This window comes from Candidatus Limousia pullorum (assembly GCF_057405065.1).
In genome coordinates this window covers 2,073,492-2,086,916 of sequence record NZ_CM171614.1, presented here as the reverse complement: position 1 = coordinate 2,086,916, position 13,425 = coordinate 2,073,492, and the positions used below count along the sequence as shown (strand labels likewise).

Annotated in this window: 16 protein-coding genes; 11 read left to right on the top strand and 5 right to left on the bottom strand. The window is 38.2% G+C overall.

The genetic code is table 11. From position 1 onward, the window contains the following. The first annotated feature begins 7 nt into the window (after positions 1 to 7). From CGICJO_RS09620 to CGICJO_RS09605, 4 genes are read left to right on the top strand one after another with little or no spacing between them, the layout of a single operon-like run. Entirely contained in the window at positions 8 to 385 is a 378-nt protein-coding gene (locus CGICJO_RS09620) for a VTC domain-containing protein (RefSeq protein ID WP_486498706.1), read from the top strand. Then, complete coding sequence (locus CGICJO_RS09615; RefSeq protein ID WP_486498705.1) at positions 342 to 770, top strand: DUF4956 domain-containing protein; 429 nt, start codon at positions 342 to 344, stop codon at positions 768 to 770. Before CGICJO_RS09620 ends, CGICJO_RS09615 begins: the two co-directional genes overlap by 44 nt. 33 nt (positions 771 to 803) lie before the next feature. Then, complete coding sequence (locus CGICJO_RS09610; protein WP_486498704.1) at positions 804 to 1,403, top strand: CotH kinase family protein; 600 nt, start codon at positions 804 to 806, stop codon at positions 1,401 to 1,403. An 18-nt stretch (positions 1,404 to 1,421) separates the two neighbouring features. Next, entirely contained in the window at positions 1,422 to 1,700 is a 279-nt protein-coding gene (locus CGICJO_RS09605) for a hypothetical protein (RefSeq protein WP_486498703.1), read from the top strand. 69 nt (positions 1,701 to 1,769) lie between these two features. On the opposite strand, the gene CGICJO_RS09600 is transcribed toward CGICJO_RS09605, so the two are convergent. From CGICJO_RS09600 to CGICJO_RS09585, 4 genes are read right to left on the bottom strand one after another with little or no spacing between them, the layout of a single operon-like run. Continuing rightward, positions 1,770 to 4,106 carry a transglutaminase-like domain-containing protein gene (locus CGICJO_RS09600; protein ID WP_486498702.1) on the bottom strand — a complete coding sequence of 779 codons (2,337 nt, stop codon included), beginning with the start codon at positions 4,104 to 4,106 and terminating at the stop codon, positions 1,770 to 1,772. Further along, complete coding sequence (locus tag CGICJO_RS09595) at positions 4,069 to 5,163, bottom strand: DUF58 domain-containing protein (RefSeq protein WP_486498701.1); 1,095 nt, start codon at positions 5,161 to 5,163, stop codon at positions 4,069 to 4,071. The genes CGICJO_RS09600 and CGICJO_RS09595 overlap by 38 nt, the downstream gene beginning before the upstream one ends. Beyond that, on the bottom strand, positions 5,160 to 6,116 hold the full coding sequence (locus CGICJO_RS09590; RefSeq protein WP_087375981.1) for an AAA family ATPase: 957 nt from the start codon (positions 6,114 to 6,116) through the stop codon (positions 5,160 to 5,162). The genes CGICJO_RS09595 and CGICJO_RS09590 overlap by 4 nt, the downstream gene beginning before the upstream one ends. Positions 6,117 to 6,160: 44 nt before the next feature. Beyond that, the gene (locus tag CGICJO_RS09585) at positions 6,161 to 6,724 is read right to left on the bottom strand and encodes a flavodoxin (protein ID WP_486498700.1); all 564 of its coding nucleotides are present in this window, start codon (positions 6,722 to 6,724) and stop codon (positions 6,161 to 6,163) included. 211 nt (positions 6,725 to 6,935) lie between these two features. Here CGICJO_RS09585 and CGICJO_RS09580 point away from each other — a divergent pair, with 211 nt between their 5' ends. The 3 genes from CGICJO_RS09580 to CGICJO_RS09570 are packed head-to-tail and all read left to right on the top strand — an operon-like array spanning position 6,936 to position 9,821. After that, the gene (locus CGICJO_RS09580; RefSeq protein ID WP_486498699.1) at positions 6,936 to 7,673 is read left to right on the top strand and encodes an N-acetylmuramoyl-L-alanine amidase; all 738 of its coding nucleotides are present in this window, start codon (positions 6,936 to 6,938) and stop codon (positions 7,671 to 7,673) included. Between the two features lie 21 nt (positions 7,674 to 7,694). Beyond that, on the top strand, positions 7,695 to 9,065 hold the full coding sequence (gene radA, locus CGICJO_RS09575; RefSeq protein WP_486498698.1) for a DNA repair protein RadA: 1,371 nt from the start codon (positions 7,695 to 7,697) through the stop codon (positions 9,063 to 9,065). 3 nt (positions 9,066 to 9,068) lie between these two features. Further along, a complete protein-coding gene (locus tag CGICJO_RS09570; RefSeq protein WP_486498697.1) occupies positions 9,069 to 9,821 on the top strand; it encodes a DUF6873 family GME fold protein in 753 nt (250 codons plus the stop codon). A gap of 321 nt (positions 9,822 to 10,142) precedes the next feature. Here the strand turns inward: CGICJO_RS09570 and CGICJO_RS09565 are convergent, their stop codons facing one another. Next, positions 10,143 to 10,382 (bottom strand): helix-turn-helix domain-containing protein, encoded by a 240-nt coding sequence (locus tag CGICJO_RS09565; RefSeq protein ID WP_486498696.1) that lies wholly within the window; start codon positions 10,380 to 10,382, stop codon positions 10,143 to 10,145. A 402-nt stretch (positions 10,383 to 10,784) separates the two neighbouring features. On the opposite strand from CGICJO_RS09565, the gene CGICJO_RS09560 reads away from it, so the two are divergent. From CGICJO_RS09560 to CGICJO_RS09545, 4 genes are read left to right on the top strand one after another with little or no spacing between them, the layout of a single operon-like run. Continuing rightward, on the top strand, positions 10,785 to 11,798 hold the full coding sequence (locus CGICJO_RS09560) for a tyrosine recombinase XerC (RefSeq protein WP_486498695.1): 1,014 nt from the start codon (positions 10,785 to 10,787) through the stop codon (positions 11,796 to 11,798). Between the two features lie 21 nt (positions 11,799 to 11,819). Next, positions 11,820 to 12,245, top strand: a complete 426-nt coding sequence (locus tag CGICJO_RS09555) for a GNAT family N-acetyltransferase (protein ID WP_486498694.1) — start codon at positions 11,820 to 11,822, stop codon at positions 12,243 to 12,245. A 24-nt stretch (positions 12,246 to 12,269) separates the two neighbouring features. Beyond that, positions 12,270 to 12,854, top strand: coding sequence for a chromate transporter (locus tag CGICJO_RS09550; RefSeq protein WP_486498693.1), 585 nt, complete (start codon positions 12,270 to 12,272; stop codon positions 12,852 to 12,854). Next, entirely contained in the window at positions 12,851 to 13,414 is a 564-nt protein-coding gene (locus CGICJO_RS09545; protein WP_486498692.1) for a chromate transporter, read from the top strand. Before CGICJO_RS09550 ends, CGICJO_RS09545 begins: the two co-directional genes overlap by 4 nt. Positions 13,415 to 13,425: the final 11 nt, after the last annotated feature.

The following is a 13,425-nucleotide window of genomic DNA, read 5'->3' as shown; positions in this document are numbered from 1 at the left end:
GAAAAAGATGAAGTTCAGACATGAATGGAAACACGAGATAAACAAAGGCGATTATTATGAACTGCGTGCAAGATTATCTTCCATCGCTTATCCTGATAAAAATGGCGTAAACGGCAGATATATAGTGCGCAGTCTTTATTTTGATGATTTGAATGATACTGCCCTTATGGAAAAAATAAACAGTGTAAGCAAGAGAGAAAAATTTCGTATACGTTATTATGATTACGATAAATCTTTCATTCATCTTGAGAAGAAAGCTAAAATTGACAAGCTTTGCTGCAAAACAAGTGAAGTAATCTCCGATTCTTGCAGTTACATCGAATGTTGTTCTTTCACTGGGTATGGTCGGCGCATTATCAATCGTTCGTTTCCGTACAGCTATTAAAGAACCACTTGATATAGCTTTTCTTTTTTGGTCAATCGCTGTAGGAATTATTCTTGCCGCAGGATTTTTGCCGCTTGCTGTAATAGGAAGCGTGGTAATCGGAATTGTTCTGCTGGTTTTCGTCAACAAGAAATCACATCTCAACCCATACATGGTTGTTGTTTCATGTGCAGATTATGAGGCCGAATTGGCTGTGCGTGATTTTCTTGCAAAGCAGGTTCAGAAAAGTGTTATAAAAAGTAAAACTGCGCAGAAACATTCCATTGAGCTCAACATTGAGGTAAGAATGAAGGATGAAAACACAGACTTTATAAATATATTATCCGAAATGAAGGGTGTAAACAGCGCTGTACTTGTAAGCTACAACGGCGACTACATGGGTTAAGGGGGACTAAAATATGTCCACTCATAAGGTTCTATGATTCACAATTACTATCTTTATGAAAGTGACGGTCAGCTTTCAATGATTCCATGGGATTATAACCTTGCGTTCGGAGGATTTCAGTCAGCGGCTGATGCTACAAGCCTTGTAAACTACCCGATAGACTCGCCTGTTTCCGGAGGAACTATAGATTCAAGACCTATGCTTGCATGGATTTTCAATAATGAGGAATATACACAAATGTATCACGAATACTTTAATGAGTTTATAACGGAAGTGTTTGATAGCGGTGTATTTTCCGAGATGATAGACAGTGTGAAAGAGATTATATCTCCTTATGTTGAAGCAGACCCTACAAAGTTCTGTACATACGATGAGTTTTTGACCGGTATAGACACGTTAAAAGAATTTTGTCTGCTTCGTGCTGAAAGCATTTCGGGACAGCTTGATGGAACAATAGGTTCTACATCGGAAGAACAGCAGGATAAAGAAAACTTTGTGGATGCAAGCGATATTTCCATTTCGGATATGGGTTCAATGAACAATTCTATAGGCGGAGGCCGTGGCGGAATGATGAACAATGATTTTTCCGGTGAAGGCGGAGATTTTTCCATGAGAGAACAACAGCCATCATAGGAAGACAGTTCCTCAAATATGCAGGTTTCAAATACCGCAGATATCAATAGCAGTGGAGAAACCAACGAAGTTCCGCCTACTGAAATTCCTACAGAAAGCAGTACAGGAGAAGAATTTCCAAACAATGCAAACGGAAATATGATGCCGGGAAATAGAGGGAATATGAATTTCTCTATGGATAATCAATTTTCGGAAAGCACATCACAAACCCAGAGTAATGATATAATTTTAATAATAGTTACAATTTTAGTATTAACAGCAGGTTTAGCTTTTGCTTTCATTTTTAAGAGAAGATAATCTTACACACATAAAAACAGCCAGCGCAATTTAAATTTTGCGTTGGCTGTTTTCTGTTGAGTTAGTTTATCAATAATAAACCTTAAAGTATTTAAAATAAATCTTTTTGATGAAATTGAGTTTGCCAAAAACAAATTCCGCAGTGCGGACGTAATGATTATATGCTGTACGTTTTTCATCTTTTTCTATTGGTTTATTGCCAAAGGCCGCTTTGTTTGCCAGATTTACAAAGTATGCTATATCTGAAACGCTTAATTCTTCCACAAGCTCAGAAAGCTTTTCAGGGAAGTCTGCTTCTGTGCCTTTGTATTCCTTTAAGTAACCGCCAAGATGAAGCATATCTACCATTTTTACCAAAAGAATATTAGGTTTCATTCTTCTTAATGAAGCAAGCTTACCTTTCCTTCTCCATTTAAAGAACAGTATAACAGCTATAATCACAACAACAGTTATAACCGCAGTTACCACTATTTTTAGTGCCTGAATCAGCATTTCGCTCATGGAGTTATTATTATCTGATGAATTTGTATTATTTGGCTCTGTTGTTGGTTCAGTCAAATCTGATGGTTCCGTTGTGTTTTCGGTGGGTTCTGTTGTAGCTTCCTCTGAGGTGGGTTCTTCCGTAGGATTGTTGTCATCACCGGCAGTTGAACCTCCCTGGTCGATTTCATCCTGGGAGAAAGTCACCTCTGTAGGAATCCAGCCTGTGCCGTCTACATAGACTTCAACCCAAGCATGAGCCTTTTCATCTGTGGCTATTGCGGTGTATGTTCCGTCGCTGTTTTTATGAAAATCACTGGGAGTTACCATATAACCTGTAACGTATCTTGATGGAAGTCCCAGCAATCTATACATAAGCGCCGCTGTTGTTGCATACTGCTGGCAAAATCCTTTTCCGCTGTCAAACAGAAAATATTCTGCAATATCAACACCTGAAGGAGCATTGCCCGGTGAAGTTGTGTAGGTTGTCATTTCGTTCAACGTGTTTATAATGAAGTTTGTTGCGGCGGTGTAGTTACCTTTTCTTACTCCGCTTGTATTGCACAGTTCTACTATTCTCGGTATTTTATCCTCCGGAACATACATATAGGTGCTTTCTGCATATGCGCCGTACTCGCCTAACAGGTCATCAAATCCGCCGGCTGATACAGTGTCTAAAACACTAAGAAAGTCTGAGAGATTATATCCCTGATATGTTGTATAACCGTTTTCTGAGCCGGTCTCCTGAGAAAGAACAGGTACACATGTGCCGGTCATAAGGCTTTTATAGCTGCGGACGTTTATATCCATAACATCGCTTTCGTCAAGTATAAACTGCAAAATATAGTATGGATTGTTGCAGACCATACTGTAATAATTTCCGTCCTGCATGTTGGAGAAAAAGCTGTTTTCATTTACAGTGTTCCATCGTCCGTTATTATAGTAACCGCCTGTATAGTTCTTGAGATATACAGCGTCTTTTGGCTGCTGTGAGGTAACTATTTCCAAGTGTTTTTGTCCAAAGGAATAATTGTTTCCCCTGTTGACGTTGCCGTTGTCAGGCTCTACATTTACAACGGAAGAAATAGTCTGCTGAACAATAGACTCAACGGTCATCGGTATTTCATAGAGATTATCAAGGCGTGGTGTTGCAAATGTGTAGGCAAGAATGGAAAAAACCAAAAACAAAGCCATTAGGATTGCAGCACCGCTTCCGCCTGCACTCATTCTCTCGGAAGCCGACAGCCTGTGAACTTTTCGCTTTTTTCTTTTGGATGGATTGTGCACGTTTCCTACAGTGTAGCTTCCAACAAAGAAAAGACCCAGTAAAAACAGGTCAAGTAACTCTATGTCTATATCATATATAGGTGACATAATTAAAAATGGCACCGATACTAAAACCATAATCCATCCCTTACCGGCGCAGAATGTGAGCATGTAAAAGATGAGAGATATAAACATTGCGCAGACAAGAATTATATGGGTTATATCCACTAAGCTTATAAAAGGAGGTGACCATATAATCAAGCCTATTATTATATTTATCTGCGCCATTATTTTTCCGTAAAATAAGAAAAATGCCACTGCCGTTATGGCTGTTCCCGAAAGAAACAAATATAAAGGCTTTATTTTAGGCAGCATTGATATTATCCAAATAATAAGGCTGAATACTGCCAAACCTATATAAACAAAAGTTTCATTAAAGTTAATGTCTGTAAAGTTTTTAATAATTCTAAGTGTAGCGAATACACCGCAGTCAAAAAACAAAAGCATTAACAAATTTAAAAAGTAATTATTCTTCTTTGTGGTTGACACCGCTCCGGTAACTCGGAGTGATACGGCAGGTTCGTTTTTCTGATATAAATAATCCTGACGAACCTGTCGATTATTATATACAGATTGTTGATTTTTTGATTTCCTGCTCATAATCTTCCTCCGAAAATTCTTTTATTATGTTTTCGTTGTAAGACAGAATTAAATCGGTATTGAACATCAAAACGGACTCGTTTTTCATGCAATGCTGATAAAATTCAGACATATATTCTTCGGACACGGTTTTTGTACCGTCAATCACCCCTGTTATTATGAGGCTTTCAATCATTTCGCTGTAGTCCTCATATTTTTTTATATTGTGTGAAACCGTCTGCTTTTCTTCTACGCTGAACCATTGTATACAGTGGGGTATATCGGATGAGAGAAAACCAAGTGATATAGATGAAATAATCTCCCAGAACGCATCCAGCATTTTAGGGGAGCTGTCAGAGCTTCTCAAATCAATAAAGAAAAACAGCTCTGTGCCAACCTCGTCCATGTACTCTTTGCTCATAAGTTCGTCCATTCTTGCTGTAAGCTTCCAATGAATGTTTCTTATGGAGTCGCCCGGTGTGTATGTTTTTATCTGATATATTTCAGGAGGCTGATTTCCCGGTCGGTTTACAGCTTCTCTGTCAAGGTTGTCAAAGCCTAAAAAGATTTGATTTTTTCTTATATCAATCTTATTCTGTGACGGCATAACAACAAATGTTCCGCCGCCGGAAAGCTTTTTCTTTGATGCAAAAAAGCCAAGATAGTCCCATACTTTTATCTGACCGAGTTCAACTGACAGTATACCGGAGTATATGGAAGAAAGCTGCACTTCAATATCAGTAACACTTCTTGCGCCTACGTAACCCTTTAATGTGTGTTTTTTATTGTCGGAAACTCCGTTTGTTTTGCACACAACACTTAGCTCGAATTTGGTTACGGCAAGCAAAGATTTGTTTTTTATTTTGATGCATCCGGTAGTATATTCGCCCTTTTTTACCTTTTTGTCCGAAAGCAGAACATCAAAGGATAATCTGCGTCCGATAAGCTTGGAAACTATAAACATACCTATGAACAGAAAAAGCTCTGCAAAAAACAATATCATCAAAGGGCCGCTTCTGAAAAATCCGGCAAGATAAAGTGTGGCGCAGGCGGAAAACAAAAATATTATTTTCCTCATCTGTTTTTCCCCCTAAGGGCGGGAGCTTCAATCCTTTTAAGAATATCGTTTAATACATCTCTTTTGTCAACTCCGTCTATACGGGCTTTTACGTTGAGCTGTATTCTATGGAGAGCAACAGGTAAAAACTGGCTTGAAACATCTGAAGGAGAAACAAAATCATTTCCGTTAAGCCATGCGTTTGCCCTTGCTATCTTTACAAGAGAAATTGTACCTCTCGGGCTTACGCCTATTTCTATATAAGGATTTTCACGGGTAGCTGTTACAAGGCGTACAATGTAACTGTAGATATGGTCGTGAATATATACCTGCTCAACATCCTGCTGCATTTTAAGGAAAGCATCAGCATTGAGCATGGCTGTGAGATTGTCTGTTCTGCCGCCGTTTTGAACACCTTTTGCAAGCAGTATTTCGTTTTGCATATCCGGATAGCCCATTGATGTGCTTATCATAAATCTGTCAAGCTGAGCAAAAGGAAGCATCTGTGTACCTGCTGTACCGAATGGGTTTTGTGTTGCAATAACAAAGAAAGGTGACGGTACTTTTCTTGTTATTTTTTCAACAGTAACCTGTTTTTCTTCCATAACCTCAAGAAGTGCAGACTGGGTTTTAGGAGAAGTTCTGTTTATTTCGTCGGCAAGAAGCAGATTGCAGAATACTGCTCCGGGCTGGTAAACAAATTTTTGTATATCCTTTTGATATATGGAAAAACCTGTAAGGTCAGAGGGAAGTACGTCAGGTGTAAACTGCACACGCTTCCATTTAAGACCTAAAAGCTTTGAGAAAGCCAAAGCCAATGTTGTTTTTCCAACTCCTGGGATATCCTCAAGCAAAACATGTCCTCCTGCGAGAAATGCCGCAAAAACTTCTTTTGTAAGTTCTTCCTTTCCCAGAATAACTTTATTCAAACGTGAAAGCACAATTTGTGCTGCTTCTCTGTATTCCTGATTCATTTTTTCAAATCCTTTCATTTATAATGATTATCGATTGTATACGTTTAATTGTAGCCGTATTCGCTGAGTTTTTCCGCAAGTCCCTGTGTGTTTCCGTTCAGCAGAGCTATACCGTCAAGTATTTTTGCGTTGCCGCTGTGGTTTTGAATAACCGATATACTGTTTCCGAATTCACTTCCGCTGTGGGTAGCAACCGGTATTACATATTTCCCTGACAGGCTGTTTTCCTCCATAAATGTAACCATAGGCATGGGGATAGAATTAAGCCAGATTGGATAACATAAAAATACCACGTCATAACTGTTCATGTTATTGACCTTTTCGTTGATAGCGGGAAGCTCGCCGCTTTGCATTTCTTCGGAAACTTCTTTTACGCAATCCTCCAAATTATCAGGGTATGGTTCTGTTCTTGTGATACGGATAATATCAGCTCCGGTATAATCTGCGATAATTTGAGCAGCATCGGCTGTATTTCCTGTTCGTGAAAAGTATACAACCAACGTGTCTTTTTCTCCCTGTGGCAGAGCCTTGCCGGAGGTTTGTCCGCAAGCACAAAGACAGAAAATCATCGAAACAATCATCATCAAGCTCAAGATTATTTTTTTCAAATAACCACCTCTCAGAATTCATTATATTAGGAAAATATATATCCTTTTGTTTCAATCTAATTATACGTCAGAAGCGTTGATTAAGTCAATCTAATGAAATTTTTTTAATATTTATTTTATAATTTAATTGAGAGTTTTTTAGGGAAAAAGTAGATAAATAAACATATAAAATTTGTCTTGTTTCATATACTTTTAAGTAAGAGGTGATTAAATGAAAAAAATCAAAAGTCCATATTTCAACAAGAAAACACTTTACATATTTTCTGTAACCGCAGTTATAACAGCCTTTTGTGTTCTTATGTGTAATGCATATAATAAAGTATCCATGGAAACCGCAGAGAATAAAACCATAGGGGACTATAAATATAAGGTTATAATCGACGCAGGGCACGGAGGAGAAGACGGTGGTACTCAGGCATCAGACGGAACTATAGAGAAGGATATAAACCTTTCAATAGCCCAGATACTTCGTGATATGCTTGTACAAGGCGGTTTTGAGGTGGAAATGATAAGGGAAGAGGATATATCAGTAGGCGACAATTCCCTTGAAACTGTAAGGGAAAGAAAGCGTTCTGATTTGGAAAAAAGAGTGGAGATATATAATTCGGACGAAAACAATATTGTACTCAGTATTCACCAGAATAATTTTTCAGAAAGCAAATATAACGGCACACAGATATTTTACAGTGATAACACAGAAAGTCAGGAGCTTTCCGAATATATACGCCAAGCGGTTGTTGGGTTGGTTCAGCCTGATAATGAAAGGCAATGCAAGCCGGCTGACGACAGTATATTCGTATTGCGCAACGCAAAAGTACCTGCTATAATAATAGAATGTGGATTTTTATCTAATCCTCAGGAGCTTGAAAAATTAAAGGACTATGAATATCAGAAAGAAATAGCATTTGCAATTTATATGGGCTTTGCCGAGTATTGCTATAATAACTGATATAATCAGAAGGATGTATATATGGGAAAAATAAAAAGTGTTTATGTGTGTTCCGAATGTGGATACGAGTCGCCTAAGTGGTACGGTAAATGTCCCGGATGCGGCGAGTGGAACACAATGACAGAGGAAATCAAGGAACAGGTGAAAAACCAGTCGTCAATAGCTGTAAAACGCAGAACCGTCAGCAGCCTGCCTGTGTCTGTAAATGAAATATCCACAGCAGAGGAACAGAGATATAAAACAGGTTATTCTGAACTTGACCGTGTTTTGGGAGGCGGAATTGTAAAGGGAAGTCTTATTCTTTTGGGAGGAGACCCGGGAATAGGAAAGTCAACTATACTTATGCAGATTTGTTCAAGCCTTGACAGTGGGCTTAAAATTCTCTATATTTCCGGAGAGGAGTCTGCAAGACAAATTAAACTGAGAGCCAACCGCATAGGCGTAAGCAATCCCAACGTTTTTATAATGACCGAAACCGATATCGAGCTTGCGGCTGAAAACATAAGAGAATTAAAGCCGGATTTGGTTATGGTGGATTCAATTCAGACTATGAATTTTACGGAACTGAGTTCATCTCCGGGAAGCGTTGCCCAGGTCAGAGAGTGTACCTCTGTGCTTATGAGGGTTGCAAAAAGCCTTGAAATTCCCGTGTTGATTGTAGGCCATGTGAATAAAGAAGGCTCTATAGCAGGCCCAAAGGTGCTGGAACATATTGTTGACGCAGTTTTATATTTTGAGGGTGACAAACAGCTGTCTTACAGAATTTTAAGGGCAGTTAAAAACAGATTTGGTTCCACAAATGAAATCGGTGTGTTTCAGATGACTGATAAAGGATTAGCACAGGTCGAGAATCCCTCTCAGATGCTTTTAAGCGAAAGACCAAAGAATGTATCAGGAACATGTGTTGCCTGTGCTATGGAGGGCACAAGGCCTATTCTTGCGGAAATTCAGGGACTTGCAACTGCTTCAGGTTTTGGAAATCCAAGAAGAATGTCAACTGGATTTGACTACAGCAGAATGTCACTGCTTATAGCGGTGCTTGAAAAACGTGCAGGATATTATTTTTCCGGAGCCGACGCTTATATAAATGTGGTGGGAGGATTAAGACTTGACGAGCCTGCTGTGGACTTAGCTGTAGCAATGGCGCTTGTAAGCAGTCTTAAAGATGTACCGATTTCCGAAACAGCAGTGGCTTTTGGTGAAATAGGTTTGGCAGGGGAGATACGTTCTGTTTCTCACGCCCAGTCAAGGGTAAATGAGGCAATACGTCTTGGATTTAAAACCGTTGTTGTTCCTTACTACAATTTAAAGAGTATTAAAAACCAGGATGAAAGCGTTAGGGTTATCGGCGTTAAGTCGGTGCGTGAAGCCTTTAATGCGCTTACGGAATAAGCTATGAGTAATTTACTTTTACCGAATTTGCCGCAAAGTCCTGTCACACATATTATAATGGACAACAGCTGCAAGGCCTTTGAAACATTAAAATCCATGGGTATCAATATCACTGATACGGTTTCAATAAATAAGCTTCCTATATATGAACGCACTCACGCAGATATGCAGGTTTTGCCTTTAGATAAGGACACTGTATTTCTACTGAGGGAATCGGAACAGTTATTGCCGGTTCTTGAAGAGCACTATGATAACGTGATTATGTGCAAGGATGAGCTTATAAGGACGTATCCTTTTAACACCGCATTAAATTGCGCCATCGTCAAAAATAATATCTTTTGCAGAATTGATTTTGTGTACGACGAGTTCTTATGGCTTGCTGAGGATTACGGATTTAATATGATAGATACCCAAAACGGCTACGCAAAATGTTCCACTGCGGTGGTAACTGAAAACGCAATCATCACAGACAGTAAGGATATAGGGAAGAGGGCGAGAGAAGAAAATGCCGTTGATGTTCTTGAAATTCCTTACGGCGGAGTAAGTCTTCTGAACACAAACAGGGGATATATCGGAGGCTGTTGTTTCAAGCTTTCCAATGATATTTTGGCTTTTACCGGACAGATAAAAAATCATCCGAAGTATGAAGAGATAAAAAGTTTTTGCCTGAGTCACGGAGTATTTATTGAGGAATTGTCTGATGAAGAAATGCCGGCGGATATCGGCGGAGCTGTCATAATAGACACGAAAAAATAAATCAGAGAAATTACTAAAAAAAGAAAATACGATGATTAGAAAATAAAAATCTTTTGTATAATTATTTTGTATAATTCATAACATTTAATAATCACAAAAAGCGCAGGGTATTGTTGCTTTACCAATTTATGGTATCAATAATCTGCGCTTTTAATTTTGTCCATAAGTGAAAAGCACACGGTGCTCGCAGTGCGAACAAACCGTGTGCTTTTCATATAAAATGAAATTTGAAGAAGATGTAAGCAATTTTAATATGCCGATAAACAAGTAGAGATTTTATAATATAAGGGTATCGGCAAGCTTTAAATGTAGACCGGGAAATTACTTATCCGACGGATTGGTTTTCCTGGTTTTATTTTTTTCAAGGCCAAGGATGTAATCTACAGAAACTCTGTAGAACCTTGCCAAGGTTATCAGATGATGAACAGGAATCTCTCTGCGGCCAAGTTCATATTTGCTGTATTGTTCTTGACGTGTTTGCAGTATCTGGGCAATTTCATTTTGTGTGAGATTGTTTTGTTCACGAAGCTCACGCAGTTTTTTGTAATAGTATGAAGGCATAAACGTCACCATCGCTGATTAAAGATGTACAAAACGCAGATTAAATAAATGTTAATCTCTACGTATTGTATTATAACACAAAGTTTTTTAAGTTGCAATCAAAACTTTAAAATTAGGTGCAAACAGACATAAGAAAATTATATAATTAGAGGTTAAAACGGTCAACTTCGGTCAAAGTGTTCGATTAGCCTCTTAAAACCCTGTTAAGATCCCCTTAATTATACAAAATATCAATTTTGTATAATGATTTTCAGAGGTTTTTTCCCTTGCTTTTAAGAGATTTCTTTTAAAGACTTCTCTGTTTTTCAAATACTGTTATTACTGTTATCCTTTGTTTCTCTCACTTGAATTTATTTTTGCAATGCGGTAAAATATTCTAAGTGAATATCGGAGGTTTTCAAAATGGCAATAGATTTCATGACTGAGGCTTCTCCTCAGATAAAAGATTATCTTTTTTACCTTCAGACGGTTCGTGGAAAATCCCCCAAAACTGTTGATGAATATTTTTCAGACCTTAGAACCTTTTTTCGATTTATTAAGAGAAAAAGAAATCTTGTTCCTAAGGATATGGAGTTTACAGAAATTCCTGTAGATGATGTTGATGAAGAATTGATAAAGAGCGTTACCCTTACTGACGCTTATGAGTTTATGAATTATCTCCTCAGAGAACGCAGCAACAGCGCTGTTACCAGAGCCAGAAAATGTTCCAGCTTAAAATCGTTTTTTAATTACTATACAATAAAAAAGCACCTTCTCCCCTCTAACCCGCTGGCTGAGCTTGATATACCAAAGTCCGGTAAAAAGCTTCCCAAGTATTTGACTCTTGAACAGAGTATAGCTTTGCTCAACGCTGTTGACGGAGAAAATAAAGAACGTGATTATTGTATCCTCACTTTGTTCTTAAACTGCGGGCTGCGTCTTTCGGAATTGGTGGGTATAAATTTCAACGATATACGCTCCAACAACACTATAAGAATTACAGGAAAAGGAAATAAACAGCGTGTGGTATATTTGAACGACGCCTGTATAAAAGCTATAAATGACTATAAAAAAGTCCGCCCGGCTGACGGAGTCAAAGATAAAAACGCTTTGTTTTTAAGCGCACGACTTCAAAGAATAAGTCCCAAAACAGTTCAGTTTATTGTGAATAAATATCTGACTAAAATCGGACTTGACGCTCAGGGTTATTCCTGTCACAAGCTGCGCCACACTGCCGCCACTTTGATGTACCAGCATGGCAATGTGGATATAAGAGTTTTGCAGGAAATACTTGGACATGAGAATTTAAACACCACTGAGATTTACACTCACCTCAGTCCTGACCAAATTAAAAATGCCGCCAATGCAAATCCCCTGTCTCATATGATGAGCACGGAAAAAGACAAAGACGGCGACGATAATAATGATGAAAACTAAATTATACCGTTGGAGGCTTAAATGGAAAAATGGGAATTTTATAACGGCTTAACTTCTGAATGCGCTGAAATAAGGACAAAGGTTTTTATTGAAGAACAGGGATTCAAAGAAGAGTTTGACAATATAGACAGCAAGGCTATCCACATTGTAATTTTTTGTGACGGTGTCCCCTGCGCTACCGGAAGACTTTTCAAAAGTGATAAAGACGATATCACATATAAAATAGGCCGTGTTGCGGTTTTAAAGTCCTACAGAGGCCGAAACTTAGGAGCTAAGGTAATTTCGCTCCTTGAAGAAAAATGCCGAGAGATTGGCGGCGAAAGGATAATATTGTCTGCCCAGTGCCGAGCAAAAGGATTTTATGAAAAACAAGGGTACTCTCAGTTTGGTGAAGAATTTTATGAAGAGTATTGCCCTCATATAGATATGGAAAAAATATTAAAGTGAGGAGAAAAGTGAGGAGACTTGTTTATGAAAAAAACAAAAGCCAGAACATGCTGGGATTTGCTCTGTACGTTCTTTAAAATAGGTTTGTTTACCTTTGGCGGAGGTTATTCTATGATATCGCTTATTGATGATGAGTGTGTCGTAAAGAAAAAATGGATAACTTCTGACGAGCTGATGAATGTTACAATAATAGCGGAATCTACCCCAGGCCCAATTGCCATAAACTGTGCAACTTATGTGGGCTATCGTCAGGCAGGAATCCTTGGGTCTGTAATATCTACAATCGGTGTGGTTCTCCCCTCCTTTATAATCATTTATATTATCTCTCTTTTCTTTGATAATATTTTGGAAAATAAGATAATCGCAAGCGCATTTAAAGGAATAAAAATTGCAGTGAGTCTGCTTGTCTTTACAGCCGCTTTGAGAATGTTAAAGATAATACCGAGAAACAAGCTTCCTCTTATAATCATGGCTTTAACATTTGTGGCTATGATTGCAATAAGTGTATTCTCAATAAATTTTTCTTCCATATATCTTATCCTTATTGCCGGTCTTGTGGGATATATTACATTTGCAATATCACGTTTCAGAAAGGAAGATAAAAAATGATTTTTATTGAACTTCTGCTGGCGTTTTTGCAGGTTGGACTTTTTTCTTTCGGAGGCGCTTACGGAGCAATACCTCTTATTCAGGACACAGTTCTTTCTCACGGATGGCTTTCGGAAGATATGATAAAGTACTTCATTGCCGTTGCCGAATCAACCCCGGGTTCTATAATGGTAAATCTCGCTACCTATATAGGAAGCAATCAGGGCGGAATTATTGGAGCTGCTTTGGCTACAATTGGTGTTGTAATACCTTCCTTTTTGATAATATTTTTGTTTGTGAAATTTTCAGATAAGGTTTTCAACAAGCCATTTATACAGGCTATTCTTGACGGTATTAAGCCGTGTATAATCGGTATTATATTTGCCTCGGGCATTACAATGCTTTACGGTAACTTGTTTCCGTCTGACAGCATATCTGAATTTGATTTATATGCTCTTATTATTACAGTCATTTTAATAGCAGTTTCTGTTGTTTGGCAAAAAATAAAAAAGAAATCTATGTCCCCTATAGCTTTGATAATTGTTTCAGCAGTACTGGGTATAATTATTTACGGAATATAAAAAACAGCGGA

Excerpts from the sequence above, each read along its gene's own strand:
- CGICJO_RS09620 (WP_486498706.1), top strand. The coding sequence starts at position 8 with ATGAAGTTCAGACATGAATGGAAACACGAGATAAACAAAGGCGATTAT.
- radA (WP_486498698.1), top strand. The coding sequence starts at position 7,695 with ATGGGAAAAATAAAAAGTGTTTATGTGTGTTCCGAATGTGGATACGAG.
- CGICJO_RS09590 (WP_087375981.1), bottom strand. The coding sequence starts at position 6,116 with ATGAATCAGGAATACAGAGAAGCAGCACAAATTGTGCTTTCACGTTTG.
- CGICJO_RS09560 (WP_486498695.1), top strand. The coding sequence starts at position 10,785 with ATGGCAATAGATTTCATGACTGAGGCTTCTCCTCAGATAAAAGATTAT.
- CGICJO_RS09565 (WP_486498696.1), bottom strand. The coding sequence starts at position 10,382 with ATGCCTTCATACTATTACAAAAAACTGCGTGAGCTTCGTGAACAAAAC.
- CGICJO_RS09605 (WP_486498703.1), top strand. The coding sequence starts at position 1,422 with ATGCAGGTTTCAAATACCGCAGATATCAATAGCAGTGGAGAAACCAAC.
- CGICJO_RS09595 (WP_486498701.1), bottom strand. The coding sequence starts at position 5,163 with ATGAGGAAAATAATATTTTTGTTTTCCGCCTGCGCCACACTTTATCTT.
- CGICJO_RS09545 (WP_486498692.1), top strand. The coding sequence starts at position 12,851 with ATGATTTTTATTGAACTTCTGCTGGCGTTTTTGCAGGTTGGACTTTTT.
- CGICJO_RS09600 (WP_486498702.1), bottom strand. The coding sequence starts at position 4,106 with ATGAGCAGGAAATCAAAAAATCAACAATCTGTATATAATAATCGACAG.
- CGICJO_RS09610 (WP_486498704.1), top strand. The coding sequence starts at position 804 with ATGATTCACAATTACTATCTTTATGAAAGTGACGGTCAGCTTTCAATG.
- CGICJO_RS09580 (WP_486498699.1), top strand. The coding sequence starts at position 6,936 with ATGAAAAAAATCAAAAGTCCATATTTCAACAAGAAAACACTTTACATA.
- CGICJO_RS09615 (WP_486498705.1), top strand. The coding sequence starts at position 342 with ATGGTCGGCGCATTATCAATCGTTCGTTTCCGTACAGCTATTAAAGAA.
- CGICJO_RS09555 (WP_486498694.1), top strand. The coding sequence starts at position 11,820 with ATGGAAAAATGGGAATTTTATAACGGCTTAACTTCTGAATGCGCTGAA.
- CGICJO_RS09570 (WP_486498697.1), top strand. The coding sequence starts at position 9,069 with ATGAGTAATTTACTTTTACCGAATTTGCCGCAAAGTCCTGTCACACAT.
- CGICJO_RS09550 (WP_486498693.1), top strand. The coding sequence starts at position 12,270 with ATGAAAAAAACAAAAGCCAGAACATGCTGGGATTTGCTCTGTACGTTC.